Here is a 13,526-nt window from a genome sequence, read left to right as displayed (position 1 = left end):
CGCCACAGAACAATGGCGATATAGACGCCTGAAAAATCAAAGGTCGTCACAATGTCGTTAGCCACGTTGACCCACCGTGCCAGCTTGCCTTGCCCACAAGTCACCCCCGAGCAGGCAGCACACCTGCTCGATCGACACTATGGATTGGCGGGCAAATTACGCTCATTGGGCAGTCAACAAGACCTCAACTACAGAATTGACAGCACGCGGGGCCGTTTCGTTCTGAAGATCTGCCGGGGTGACTACGCCGCGGTTGAACTCCAGGCCCAGCATACGGCCCTCAACAACCTGGGTACGCATGCCGGCTTGCGCGTGCCCAAGGTCATCCAGACCGTGAAAGGCGAGGAGTTGCTGACGGTCAACGTCGACGGCCAAACCCTGCACCTGCGGCTATTGGACTACATCGACGGCCAGCCCCTGACGCATTTGCCCCACCTGAGCCGCACCGTGATCGAAGGCTTTGGTGAGCTGTGCGGGCAAATGAGTCACGCGCTGGCAGGTTTCGAGCACCCTGGCCTGGAGCGCACCCTGCAATGGGACCCGCGCCACGCACAGGCGTTGATCACCCACCTGCTGGCAACCTTGCCCGACCTGCCGCAGCGTGCCGCATTGGAGCAGGTGGCCAGGCAGGTCGATGCGCATGTCCAGCCGTTGGCGGCACGCCTGCCGTGGCAAGCGGTGCACATGGACATCACCGATGACAACGTGGTGTGGCAGCGTGATACCCAGCGGCACTGGCGTATTCAAGGCGTGATCGATTTTGGTGATCTGGCGCGCACCTGGCGAATTACCGACCTGTCGGTGACCTGCGCGTCGCTGTTGCACCATGCCGACGGTGATCCGTTTGCCCTGTTGCCGGCGATCCAGGCCTGTCACGCGGTCACGCCGTTGCAGCGCGAAGAGTTAGAAGTGCTGTGGCCGTTGATCGTCGGCCGCGCGGCGGTGTTGGTGCTCAGCAGTGAGCAGCAGCAACGCCTGGACCCGGATAACGCTTATCTGAAGAAAAACGCCGAACACGAGTGGGAAATTTTCGATATCGCCACGTCGGTGTCCTTTGAACTCATGCAAGCGGCGATTCTCAGCAGCGTCGGCGAGACACTACCGCCCGTCGCCACCCAAGACTTCGCGCCTTTATTGCCAGGCCTGGTGGGGCGCGAGTTCGCCCTGATCGACCTGGGCGTACTCAGCCCGCATTTCGAGGCTGGCAATTGGGAGACTCCCGGCATAGATCGGCGCTTGCTGGATGACGCGGCGACGGTGCATGGGCTGGCGGCCAGCCGTTACGGGCAATACCGCTTGTCGCGCACCCGCCCCGACAGTGCGGTAGAGCCCGAGACCTTCCCCCTGCATGTCGAACTGCATCTGCCCCACGGCACCGTGCTAGAAGCACCCTTTGCGGGAACCCTGCACGAAGGCACCGACGGCTTACTGTGTTTGCATAGCAGTGGGCTGAGCCTGCGCCTGTGGGGCGTGCGCACATCACTCAAGCCCGGCGCAACGCTGGTCAAAGGGCAGGTGCTGGGCGAGGTTCATGCGCCGTTGACCGTGCAGTTGTGCCGCGCCGACCTTGAGCCACCGCTGTTCTGCACACCTTCCCGGGCGTTGGCGTGGCAGGCGTTGTGCCCGTCGCCCGCGGCGCTGTTGGGCCTGGCCTGTGATGCGGAGCCGGAACTGGACCCAGAGGCCCTGCTGGCCCGGAGGGATGCCAGCTTTGCCCGCTCCCAGAAGCACTACTACGCCGACCCGCCGCGTATCGAGCGTGGCTGGCGTAACCATCTGATCGATATGCAGGGCCGATCCTACCTGGACATGCTCAATAACGTGGCGGTGTTGGGCCATGGCCACCCGCGCATGGCAGAAGTGGCAGCGCGGCAGTGGTCGCTGCTCAACACCAACTCGCGGTTTCACTATGCGGCAATTGCCGAGTTCTCCGAGCGCTTGCTGGCGTTGGCGCCGGAGGGCATGGACCGGGTGTTCCTGGTCAACAGCGGCACCGAGGCCAATGACCTGGCGATTCGCCTGGCCTGGGCCTACAGCGGCGGGCGCGACATGCTCAGCGTGCTGGAGGCCTATCACGGCTGGTCGGTGGCGGCGGATGCCGTGTCCACGTCGATTGCCGATAACCCCCAGGCCTTGAGCAGCCGCCCGGATTGGGTGCACCCGGTGACCGCGCCCAATACTTACCGTGGTGAGTTCCGTGGGCCGGACAGCGCGCCGGACTATGTACGAAGCGTGGAGCATAACCTGGCGAAAATCGCCGCGAGCCGGCGTCAATTGGCCGGGTTCATCTGCGAGCCGGTGTACGGCAATGCCGGCGGCATCTCCCTGCCAGCGGGTTACCTAAAACAGGTGTATGGCTTGGTCCGTGCCCAGGGTGGCGTGTGCATCGCCGACGAGGTGCAGGTGGGTTACGGCCGCATGGGGCATTTCTTCTGGGGGTTTGAACAGCAGGGAGTGGTGCCCGACATCATCACGATGGCCAAAGGCATGGGCAACGGCCAGCCGTTGGGCGCAGTGATCACCCGCCGAGAAATTGCCGAGGCGCTGGAGGCCGAGGGTTACTTCTTCTCGTCATCGGGAGGCAGCCCGGTCAGCTGCCGGATCGGGATGGCAGTGCTGGACGTGATGGCGGAGGAAAAGCTCTGGGAAAACGCCCAAGTGGTAGGCGGGCATTTCAAGGCACGACTGGAGGAATTGATCGACCGCCATCCACTCGTCGGTGCTGTACACGGTTCGGGATTCTATCTGGGCCTTGAACTGGTGCGTGATCGCCATACCCTCGAACCTGCGACGGCGGAAACCGCCTTGTTGTGTGATCGCCTGCGTGAGTTGGGGATTTTCATGCAGCCTACCGGGGATTACCTGAATATCCTCAAGATCAAGCCGCCGATGGTCACTTCCCGGCGCAGCGTGGATTTCTTTGTGGACATGCTGTCGAAAGTACTGGATGAGCAACTGTGATTTATCGATGGTTATCGGCTATTTTTTGCAATAGAAAGAATCTATCCTTTTTTTAGGCTGTTAAAGCCGATTTTTATCCATTATAAAGTTGCCCTTCACCCCATTCGGAGCCCTGATCGCCATGACCACCTTGCACAGTACACCTCGCGCCGATGGCTTTCACATGCCTGCCGAATGGGCGCCCCAGACCCAGACCTGGATGATCTGGCCCGAGCGCCCAGACAACTGGCGCCTGGGCGGCAAGCCTGCGCAGGCGGCCCATGTGGCGGTGGCCAAGGCCATCGCGCGTTTTGAGCCGGTGACTGTCGCGGTTTCCGCCGGCCAGTATGAAAACGCCCGTGCCCGCCTGGATGTACCCAATATCCGCCTGGTGGAAATGTCCAATGACGACGCCTGGGTTCGCGACACCGGCCCCACTTTCGTGATCAACGGCAGTGGTGAAGTACGGGGTGTGAACTGGGACTTCAACGCCTGGGGTGGTTTTGACGGCGGCTTGTATTCGCCGTGGAACCGCGATTCCCAGGTGGGAGGCAAGATCCTCGAGATGGAGCGCGCACCGCGTTACCGCACTGAAGGCTTTGTGCTTGAAGGCGGTTCGATTCATGTCGACGGCGAAGGCACCCTGATCACCACCGAAGAGTGCCTGTTGAACCGCAACCGCAACCCGCACCTTGATCGTGCGGCCATTGAGGCGGTGCTCAGCGATAACCTGGCGGTGGATAAGATCATCTGGTTGCCGGACGGCCTGTTCAACGACGAAACCGACGGCCATGTGGATAACTTCTGCTGCTACGTGCGCCCGGGCGAAGTGCTGTTGGCCTGGACCGATGACCCGCAAGACCCGAACTACCCACGCTGCCACGCAGCCATGGACGTGCTGCAAAGCAGCACCGATGCCCAGGGCCGCTCGTTCATCGTGCATAAAATGCCGATCCCGGGTCCGCTGTATGCCACCGAAGAGGAATGCGCCGGCGTAGACCTGGTTGACGGCAGCCAGGAGCGTAATCCGACCGTGCGGTTGGCCGGTTCCTACGTCAACTTCCTGATCGTCAACGGCGGCATCATCGCGCCGAGCTTCGATGACCCGTTGGACGACCAGGCCAAGCAAATCCTGCAGAACCTCTTCCCACAACATGAAGTGGTGATGGTGCCGGGCCGCGAACTGTTACTGGGTGGGGGCAATATCCATTGCCTGACCCAACAGCAGCCAGCCCCGCAGCGAAAGTGAGTGCAGTTGTAACAGCGCCTTGATGGCGTACGAGCACTGCGCCATTGCAGTGCTCCCCGCAAGCCCGCGACCCAGCCCGGTCGCGGGCTTTTTCATGCCTGTATGCCAATGAACACGGCACATTGGCATAGCTCTTGTATCGCTGTGGTTACAGTGGCCCAAGGGGGATGACCGCGCAGTTCTGTCACAAACCTTGAGTAAGTTAGCCGCTCACGCAGTAGGAGAGAGCGCTGAAATGAATGCCGATGTCCACCTGATGAACACGCGTACGTTCCACCCTTTGCGGGTCGACGGTGATGCGATCCATGCGTTGGCCCTCTGGTTGAAGGCAAACGGCTCGCGACAGGTCAGGCAAGCGCCTGACTTGCGTAGCGTGATGAGTGAGCGCTACCCGGTGGGGTTGTTCACGGAGGATGAGGTGCAGGCGTTGTGCGAGTTGATGAGCAACTGACAGAACGCCGAAATCTAAAGGTGGCAGGCTTGCCTACGATAGCGGCGTATCAGCCGACAGAGGGGATGCTGGCCCACCGCAATCGCAGGCAAGCCAGCTCCCACACAAACCGTATTTCACATGAGCTATGTCAGAAGCTGTAGGTACCGGTGACCACCAGACTTCGCGGCTCACCCGGTTGAATCTGCGCCGCACTGGTCGCTGAGGCGTAGTAGTTTTTGTCGGCGATATTGTTCAGTGCTGCCCGCACGTCCCATTCTTTCTGACGGAACCCGGCCAGCGCGTCCCAGCGGCCATAACCCGGCAGCACCACGGTGTTGAGGTTGTCGGCATAACGATCACCCACCAGGGTCAAACCGGTTTCCGCGTACCAGCCCATCTCTGGTTTCCAGGTGATGAACAGGCTGGCGTTGCGCTTGGCCACGTCGCTGATTCGTTTGCCTTCAAAGCCATTGTTGTCTTTCTCGACCTTGGCGTCCTGCACGCCCACGCCGCCGCGCACATACCAGTTATCGACGATCTTGCCGGTGGCGGTCAGCTCCACGCCGCGTGAGCGTTGTTCGCCGGTGAGCAAGGTAATGGTGCGGTCCAGCGGGTCGCTGGTGCGGCGGTTGTAGAGTTCCAGCTCGTACACGGCCAGGGTGGTGCTCAGGCGCTCGTCGAACCAGTCACTCTTCACGCCGATTTCCTTTTGCTTGGTCAGCTCCGGGCTCAGGTCGTTGGCGTTGCCGGTGGCGTTCGGCGTGATGCCGATCAGGCCGCCGCCGGCTGGCGAGAAGGTCTTGCTCCACGAGGCATAGAACGAGTGGTGCTCCAAGGGCGTCCACACCAGGCCGACGCGTGGGCTGGTGCTGTGGCTTTTCACGTTCTGTTGGATGTCGAGCAGCTTGTTGGTGGTGTCCACTTCGAAACGGTCGTAGCGCAGCCCGCCCAGCAGTTGCCACTGGTCGTTCAGGCGCAGTTGGTCCTGCACGTACAGGGCGCGGCTTTCGACTTCGGTGTGGTTGTTACTCGACAGTCGCATGCTCCCGGTGTGGCTCAGGCGGCGATTGGGCTGGTTGAGGTCCAGGCTCGGCACTGTCCTGCCATCCCGAGCGGAGTACAGCTTCGGATCGCGGCGCTGGCTGCCCAGCTCAATGCCGGTGAGCAGGCGATGTTCCAGGCCAAAGGTGTCGAAACCGCCTTCCAGCTCGAGGTTGTTGAACACGTTGCGGGTGGTCAGGTCCTGCTGCCAGTGTTGGCGGGTGACGGTGTTGGTTTTCGGGTCATAGCCGGTCTGGTAGGTATTGTCGAAATCACTGTCGAGCTTGAACACGCCGAGGGTGTGGCGCAGTTGCCAGTCGGCGTTGAGCTCGTAGGCGAGTTTGGAACGCAGGGACTGGGATTTATCGTCGATGTAATCGCCGTGCTCAAAGTAAGTGGTGCTGCGGCTCACATCCGCCGGGCGCCCGTTGACGCCCGGAATGCCACGGTCTGGGGTGCGGTTGTAGCGGCTGTATTCGTATTGCACCAGCCAGTTCAGCTCTGGAGTGAGCTGCCAGCTCATCGATGGCGCGAACAACTGGCGGTTGCCGCTGACGCCATCGCGAAAGCTGTTGTTGTCCTGGTTGCCCATGTTCAGGCGCAGGCTGATGTTGTCGGTGGGGTCGGTGCTCAGGTCGGCATACAGGCTGCGCAAATCGTTGCTGCCGCCTTGGGCTTCGATACTGGACTTTTGCCCTGGGGTGGGCATTTTGCTCACCCGGTTGACGATCCCGCCCTGGCCGCCTCGCCCATAAAGCACGGCGGCCGGCCCCTTGAGCACTTCGATACGCTCGATGTTATGCAGGTCGCGCACGTACTGGCTGTCGTCGCGAATACCGTCCAGATAGAAGTCATTGCTGGCGTCGAAGCCGCGTATGCGCAGGCTGTCAAAGCGTGTATCCGCGCCGCTGCTGACGTTGGGGATACCGCTCAAGGCCTGGCCCAGGTCGTTGGTGCCATAGGAACGCAGGCTTTCGGTTTTGACTGAGTCGATCGCCTGGGGCACATAGCGAACAGCCGTCGCGGTGCGTGTGGCGGTGCTGGTCTCCTTGACCCGTGGGTCGTCTTCGTCTGCTTCCACACTGATCGAGGTTTCGGGCAAGACCGTGGCCGCACTGGCAAAACCGGCAGACAGCAGAACAGAGAGCCCAAGGGAGAGGGGCGTCAGGCGAGGGGCAGGCATGGGAGTGTATCCAAATGATGTGGCAGGAAAATTGTGCGCGAATGGTAATGCTTTGCATTTGCGCGTGTTATCTATTCCCTAACGCACGCCCTGTCGGATTTGTTACTTAATGTGTTTCGAGGGGGATTCAAGGCGCTTTTCAGGCTTTCATTCCCGCGCTTCACCTAGCCGCTTAGACGAATATCGCCTAAATACAGACGATTCACGAAATTGACACATAGTTCAACGCCCGCATAGGATTGCGCCCAACGCCTGTGGCTAACCACCATGACTAATCCAATAAAAAAAGGCCCGCGGCAATTCAGTCGTCCGCGGGCCTTCTTTTTTGCCGGCAAAGTCGACACCAGAAAAAGCAATAGGAGCCTGGTGTCACAGCGCGTACTCAACCCGTAATAAGGAATATAAGAAAATGTTGAAGCAACGGATGAGTCTGATCGCTCTGGGGATTTTGAGCGCATCGACAGCAATGGCAAACGACCAGGAGCAATCCAAGGGTTTCGTTGAAGACAGCCACCTGAACATCGCAGCACGTAACGCCTACATCAGCCGTGACTACAAAAACGGCAAGCAGGACAAAGCTGAATGGGGCCAAGGCTTCATCGGCAAGTTCGAGTCCGGCTTCACCCAAGGCACTGTAGGTGTGGGTGTGGATGTGATTGGCCAATACGCTATCCGCCTGGACGGTGGTAAAGGTCGCGCTGGCGCCGGCGGTATCGACTTCTTCAAGCAGGGCAACGGCACTCTTGATGACAACGGCAAGCCAAACCCAGGCTCGGCACCACACGACCTGGCCAAAGGCGGCGCTGCCGTGAAGTTCCGCGTTTCCAACACTGTACTCAAGTACGGTGATCAGTTCCCGGCTGTGCCTGTGCTGCAGTACGACAACTCTCGCCTGTTGTCGGAAACCTACACCGGTACTTCGATCGTTTCTAAAGAGATCGCCGGTCTGCAACTGGACGCGGGTCATTTCACCAAAGAAGCGCGCAAGAGCATGGAAGGTACCGACAGCGGCCGCCTGAAAAGCATCGACTATATCGGTGGTAGCTACAAATTCACCGAAAGCCTGTCGGCTGCCCTGTACGCCTCCGACATGCAGGACGTGTTGAAGAAGCAATACGTCAACGTCAACTACGTGCTGGCCTTGCCGCAGCAGCAGTCGCTGACATTTGACTTCAATGGCTACAAGACCAAGCTGGATCGCAGCTTCGCCTTGGAAAGCCAAAAAGACGCTGACGCGCGCGACAACAAAATCTGGAGCCTGGGCGCCACGTGGGCTGTTGGCCCGCACAGCTTCACCATCGCTCACCAGCGCAGCACCGGTGACACTGGCTACCTGTACGGCGGCTACCGCAACGCCGGCGGTATCGGCGACGGCGGCAATACCATCTTGCTGGCCAACTCCTACTGGTCCGACTTCAACGGCAAGGACGAGCGCTCCTGGCAAGCAGGTTATGGCATCGACTTCGCCACCTTCGGCGTACCGGGCCTGACCTACAACATTGCCTACGTGCGCGGCACCAACATCGACGACGGTACCAACCGTGGCGATGGTACCGAGCGTGAAATCTGGAACCAGTTCAAGTACGTGGTACAGAGCGGCCCAGCCAAAGACCTGAGCCTGCGTGCTCGTGCCTCGTGGTTGCGCGTTTCCAACAACGCCAGCGAGTACAACGTAGGCGGTAACGAAATCCGTCTGTTCGCCGACTACCCGATCAACGTTTTCTAATTGATCGAATGTCGTGCCTGATGCCAGGCAATAAAAAACCCCGACTGGTTCGGGGTTTTTTATTGCGCGCCGGCTAAGCGGGTGACTTGGAGGTGCACATACGCCACCCGCTTATTATTCGTTCAAGGCGCTGTTAAATAGCTGACTGTGCATAAAGTCTATGAAGACTCGCAGCCTCAGTGAAAGGTGTTTGCTGGAAGGCCATACAAGCCGAAAGACTCCGGTATGAACCGTATAGTCCGTCAGCACTTGCACCAATTCGCCGTTCTTGATGGATTGGGTCGTCATGAAATCAGGCAGGCAGGCAACGCCCAAACCTGAACGAGCCACATCGACAATCACTTCAGTCGTGTTGCACACCATTGTTTGAGGCAGCTCGAAATCCGGCTCTCCAGCCGCAACGCGTAAAGGCCAAGGTTCCACTTTTCCCGTCGAAGGAAACTTGTGCAGCAGACATGAATGCATGGCCAGATCCGCTGGGCGTTTGGGTACTCCATACGCTGCGAGATAGGCAGCAGACGCCACAATCTGCAACTGGAAGCCTCCCAGCCGTTTAGAGATCAGCCGCGAGTCAGTGGGCTCGCCTGTGCGTAACACGGCGTCAAAACCTTCCTCGATAACGTCGACCATGCGATCAGAAAAGTCGATGTCGAGTTCTATTTCCGGGTAGGTGCGCATGAACTGAATGATTGCTGGCATGACGAGGCCGCTGACGAGCGGCAGGCTGATTCGCAATTTGCCCCTCGGTTTTTCACGTGCGTTGCTCAGCTCCATTTCTGCAGCTTCAAGCTCTGAAAGTATTCGTCGACAGCGTTCAAGAAACAGTGAGCCTTCCAGCGTCAGGGCGATGCTTCGCGTGTTGCGCTGGAAAAGACGTACCCCGAGCCTGTCCTCCAGCCGACCAATACTTTTACCGACGCCCGACGAAGAGATGCCCAATCGTTTCCCTGCCTGGGTAAAGCTTCGAGTCTCAGCCACCAATACAAATAATGAAATGCTGCCAAGCGACTCCAACGGATGGCCCTCACTGCGGACACCAGAGTCCGATATGTTCGGATTATAGGCCTGTTTTTGTTTGGAGACGCAAGCCCTAACCTTTGGATGGGCCGATCACCGCAGACAACTGTGCGCGAAGGACCGACACCTGCGCATATCAATGAAGGAACCATTCAGATGAACTCAACACACAGCGCTCAGACGGCTCCCCCGTTATTGAAGTGGCTGCAGCTTTTCGCAGCTTGCCTCACAGGCGTACTCATTCCGCTTTGCTTTACCGGGCCAGCCGTAGTGCTCTCTTCCATCAGTGCTGCCATGGGTGGATCTGCTGTAGAGCTCAGTTGGGTGGTCAACGCTTATATCCTTACTTATGGCAGCGCCATGATGGCGGCGGGGAGCCTGACGGATATCTATGGACGCAAGCGGGTATGGCTGATTGGCCTGGTCATCTTCGTGTTGTCTACCATCGCTATTCCCTTTTCTTCGACTGTTTTGCAGATCGACATCCTGCGCCTTGTGCAGGGGTTGGGCGGAGCAGCGGCGTTCGCTGGCGCCATGTCGTCATTGGCCCAGGTGTTCCACGGCGCGGAGCGCACCAAAGTATTCAGTCTGCTCGGTACGACGTTCGGCATTGGGCTAGCCTTCGGCCCGCTGGCCGCGGGAGTATTAGTCGACTCGGCTGGTTGGAAGTGGACGTTCCATGCTACTGCATTGATAGGCATCGCGGGCTTCGTGCTCGTGTGCGTGAGTGCGACGGACTCTAAAGATCCGGCTAACAACGGTATGGATTGGCCGGGAGCTCTGAGCTTTACGGCCGCATTGACGTTGTTTACCTATGGCGTCCTTCTCGCGCCAGAGGATGGTTGGGCCAGTCCCATCGTGTTGGGCTGTGTCGCTGGCGCGATCGTTCTGTTCATGATCTTCGTGGCCATTGAGCGTCGTGTCAGTAGCCCGATGCTCGACCTTTCATTGTTCAAACAAGCCAAATTCGTAGGCGTGCAGATTCTTGCAGCCAGCCCGGCGTTCTTTTTTGTCGTGCTTATTATCATGCTGCCGGCGCGATTTATCGGGGTCGATGGACTCAGTGCCCTGCAAACCGGAAAAATGATGATTGCGTTGGCTGCACCGTTGTTGTTTGTACCGTTTCTAGCGGCCCAGCTCGCGCGTCACTACACCTCAGGGATGCTCTCGGCAGTCGGGCTGGTGTTGGTGGCTGCCGGGCTATTCTGGCTGGGTGTTGTGCTCGATAGTGGTGCCAGCAATGCAGTGATGCCCATGGCGCTGATCGGTATCGGCATTGGCCTGCCTTGGGGGTTGATGGATGGGATGGCCGTCAGCGTGGTGGAGAAAGAACGTGCGGGAATGGCGACTGGCATTTTCAACGCTGTTCGTGTGTCCGCCGACGGAATAGCGATCGCCATCGCCGGTGCGTTGCTGGCGACGTTCATTCAATGGGGGCTGTTCGACGCCGCTACCCATTTTGCTGTGGATCAGATTATGGGAGCCTCCAGCCGGGCAGCGCTCGGCGATCTGCACAGCGCAGGTAATCAGCTGCCAGGGCAGTCGGAGCTGTTGCGCCTCGAGTATGCGAAAGGGTTTCGGCACCTGCTGTTCATCCTTGGGGCTGGTAGCGTACTGACGGCCATTGCTGTGTACGCAACACTGGGTCGAGTCAGCGCGCATGATCATCAACCGGCGGAAGCAGTCCGCCCGGTGATCGTGGGTGACGGCGAATGATTGGCCAGATGCAAACGAGCGACGATTCCAATCGAACTCACCCTGCGTTTTCACGTGTGTTTGCGCCTGGCCATCTTACGTTTGGGCTGATCGCGCCGCTGGAAGGGTATCCCGATCGCATGGCACCGACCATGCGAGATCATGTCGATCTGGCGCGCCAAGCCGACATCGCGGGTTTCTCCGCGATATGGCTGCGCGACGTGCCCTTGCTGGACCCTGAGTTCGGGGACGCGGGGCAGATGTTCGATCCGCTGGTGTACGCCGCTCACTTAGGCGTGGTTACTCAACGTATCTGCATCGGCACTGCCGGCGTGGTGTTGACGTTGCGCGATCCCTTGATGGTTGCCAAGCAAGCCGCGACCCTTGATGTGTTACTGCAGGGACGCTTTCTCCTTGGGCTCTCAACGGGTGATCGGCCCAGCGAATACCCAGCGTTCAGCCGGGCGTTCGACAATCGTGCGGAGCGTTTCAGGGAGGGTTGCGAAGTCCTGCGTATAGCGACCCAACAGGCGTTTCCCACGTACGAGTTTTGCCACTATGGCAGGCTCGACGGCACCCTGGATTTGCTTCCAAAACCCTGGTCTACGGCAATGCCGATGCTTGCCGTTGGCCGTTGCGGTCAAGACATGAAGTGGTTGGCGTCGAATATGGATGGATGGCTCTGGCACCAGAGTGACTTTGGCAGCCTGCCCAATTTGATTGAGCAGTGGCGGTCTTGTTCTGCGCCAGGAACGTTCAAGCCATATGGTTATGCGACATTCTTCAATCTGGAAGAAAATCCCGACGCTCCGTTGAAGGTGGGGCGAGGCATAAGCACCGGACGCAATGCGCTTATTGATTTGTGGGAGCGACAACAAGCGCAAGGTGTTTCACATGTCGCCTTGAACCTGAAGCCGTTACGTCGCCCTGCCAAAGATGTCTTACAGGAGCTAGCAGAATATGTGCTGCCGCATTTTCCAGCCCAGGGAGCAAACCTTGTCTGAACAAAACGCGCCGTCAGCTCAGGACTTGTTGAATCAAGGCATGGTTGTCCCACGCAGTCCGCTACGTATGTGGCTGGCGGGTTGGATGGTGGTGTCGGTGTTTATTCTGTCCAATACCGCGACCCCGCTCTATGTCGTGTGGCAGGGGCAACTCGGGTTTGCATCTTCGACCCTCACGTTAATATTCGCGGCCTATATCCTGGGGCTATTGCTCAGTTTGCTGGTTGCCGGGCAAGTCTCTGACCGCTACGGTCGCAGGGTGGTACTCCTGCCAGGCCTGGTCTGCGCGATGTCGGCTGCATGGTTATTCAAGTCCGCCGAATCGGTGGAGAGTTTGCTGTTCGCAAGGCTGCTTACAGGTATTGCCGTAGGGATCATTGTCTCGGCGGGGATGGCAAGTGTGGTGGATCAAGGAGGTCTACCGCGGCGAAGGTTATCTTCGTTAGTGGCCTCGATGTCAATGGTGCTGGGAGCAGGTCTCGGGCCCTTGCTGGCTGGCAGCTTTGCCACGTTTGCAAGTCAGCCGATCGAAAAGGTGTTTACCTTGGAGCTTGGGATACTTGCACTCGCTTTCCTGATCGCCTGGACGATGCCAGACGAAGCCAATAAGGCCCGGCCAAGAGGCCATGCAAAATGGAGGTTCCCTTCGGTCGAGCGACATCATCGCCTTCACATACTGTTAGGGATCGCGCTGTTCGGTCCTGGTATTACAGCGACCTCATTTGTCTTGTCGTTAGGGCCATCGCTATTGGCAAGTCTGCTTAACATCAAGACGCCGCTGATGGCAGGAGCCACTGCGTTTCTAATGTTCATCTCGGCTTTCGTCGTCCAGATGGCGCTGCGCCGACGCACTGTGGAACATATCTTCTATTTCAGCGCCACTGCGACCTTCTTCTCGATGCTGGGTATCTGCACTGCGATAGCGATTTCCTCTCCCGTCGTCCTGATTATCGCCGCCTTGCTAGCGGGTGCGGGTCAGGGGCTGGGGCAGTTGGGAGGATTGACGTTAATCGCGTTAAGGATATCGGACAACAAGCGAGCGCAGGCTAACGCATTGCTCAATATGGGGGGCTATGTCCCTGCAGGTCTGCTGCCTGTAGCAACAGGTTTCCTGATCGATCGAACTGACTTGGCCTTCGGCGCTTATACGCTGGCGGGTCTGCTCGCTAGTTGTGCCCTGCTCGCCGCCTGGTTTGTTGCGAGAAATAAGCAAGAAGTTCACCACTACTGACGACCTG

The 13,526-nt window shown here is 58.8% G+C and carries 9 protein-coding genes; 7 read left to right on the top strand and 2 right to left on the bottom strand.

Going from position 1 to position 13,526, the window contains the following annotated elements; translation table 11 throughout:
* Positions 1 to 51 precede the first annotated feature (51 nt).
* The 3 genes from CRN80_RS06945 to CRN80_RS06935 all read left to right on the top strand — a co-directional run bounded on the left by CRN80_RS06945 (position 52) and on the right by CRN80_RS06935 (position 4,640).
* Positions 52 to 2,961: an aminotransferase gene (locus CRN80_RS06945; protein ID WP_098949818.1), complete on the top strand. Its 2,910-nt coding sequence runs from the start codon at positions 52 to 54 to the stop codon at positions 2,959 to 2,961.
* 121 nt (positions 2,962 to 3,082) lie between these two features.
* Positions 3,083 to 4,189: an agmatine deiminase gene (gene aguA / locus CRN80_RS06940; RefSeq protein ID WP_098949817.1), complete on the top strand. Its 1,107-nt coding sequence runs from the start codon at positions 3,083 to 3,085 to the stop codon at positions 4,187 to 4,189.
* Between the two features lie 235 nt (positions 4,190 to 4,424).
* Positions 4,425 to 4,640: a hypothetical protein gene (locus tag CRN80_RS06935; protein WP_044270565.1), complete on the top strand. Its 216-nt coding sequence runs from the start codon at positions 4,425 to 4,427 to the stop codon at positions 4,638 to 4,640.
* Between the two features lie 130 nt (positions 4,641 to 4,770).
* Here CRN80_RS06935 and CRN80_RS06930 read toward each other — a convergent pair whose 3' ends face one another.
* Positions 4,771 to 6,846, bottom strand: coding sequence for a TonB-dependent siderophore receptor (locus tag CRN80_RS06930; RefSeq protein ID WP_098949816.1), 2,076 nt, complete (start codon positions 6,844 to 6,846; stop codon positions 4,771 to 4,773).
* Positions 6,847 to 7,255: 409 nt separating this feature from the next.
* Between CRN80_RS06930 and CRN80_RS06925 the strand changes: the two genes are divergently transcribed.
* Complete coding sequence (locus CRN80_RS06925; RefSeq protein ID WP_098949815.1) at positions 7,256 to 8,572, top strand: OprD family porin; 1,317 nt, start codon at positions 7,256 to 7,258, stop codon at positions 8,570 to 8,572.
* Between the two features lie 114 nt (positions 8,573 to 8,686).
* Here CRN80_RS06925 and CRN80_RS06920 read toward each other — a convergent pair whose 3' ends face one another.
* Positions 8,687 to 9,586 carry a LysR substrate-binding domain-containing protein gene (locus tag CRN80_RS06920; protein ID WP_003187729.1) on the bottom strand — a complete coding sequence of 300 codons (900 nt, stop codon included), beginning with the start codon at positions 9,584 to 9,586 and terminating at the stop codon, positions 8,687 to 8,689.
* Between the two features lie 159 nt (positions 9,587 to 9,745).
* On the opposite strand from CRN80_RS06920, the gene CRN80_RS06915 reads away from it, so the two are divergent.
* The 3 genes from CRN80_RS06915 to CRN80_RS06905 are packed head-to-tail and all read left to right on the top strand — an operon-like array spanning position 9,746 to position 13,519.
* Positions 9,746 to 11,305 (top strand): MFS transporter, encoded by a 1,560-nt coding sequence (locus tag CRN80_RS06915; RefSeq protein WP_098949814.1) that lies wholly within the window; start codon positions 9,746 to 9,748, stop codon positions 11,303 to 11,305.
* Positions 11,302 to 12,288: an LLM class oxidoreductase gene (locus tag CRN80_RS06910; RefSeq protein WP_098949813.1), complete on the top strand. Its 987-nt coding sequence runs from the start codon at positions 11,302 to 11,304 to the stop codon at positions 12,286 to 12,288. Before CRN80_RS06915 ends, CRN80_RS06910 begins: the two co-directional genes overlap by 4 nt.
* A complete protein-coding gene (locus CRN80_RS06905; RefSeq protein WP_256588708.1) occupies positions 12,281 to 13,519 on the top strand; it encodes an MFS transporter in 1,239 nt (412 codons plus the stop codon). The genes CRN80_RS06910 and CRN80_RS06905 overlap by 8 nt, the downstream gene beginning before the upstream one ends.
* Positions 13,520 to 13,526 lie beyond the last annotated feature (7 nt).

The sequence above is a fragment of the Pseudomonas sp. FDAARGOS_380 genome, assembly GCF_002591235.1.
GTDB classification, from domain to species: Bacteria; Pseudomonadota; Gammaproteobacteria; order Pseudomonadales; family Pseudomonadaceae; genus Aquipseudomonas; species Aquipseudomonas salmasensis.
This window is presented reverse-complemented; position numbering and strand designations above follow the sequence as displayed.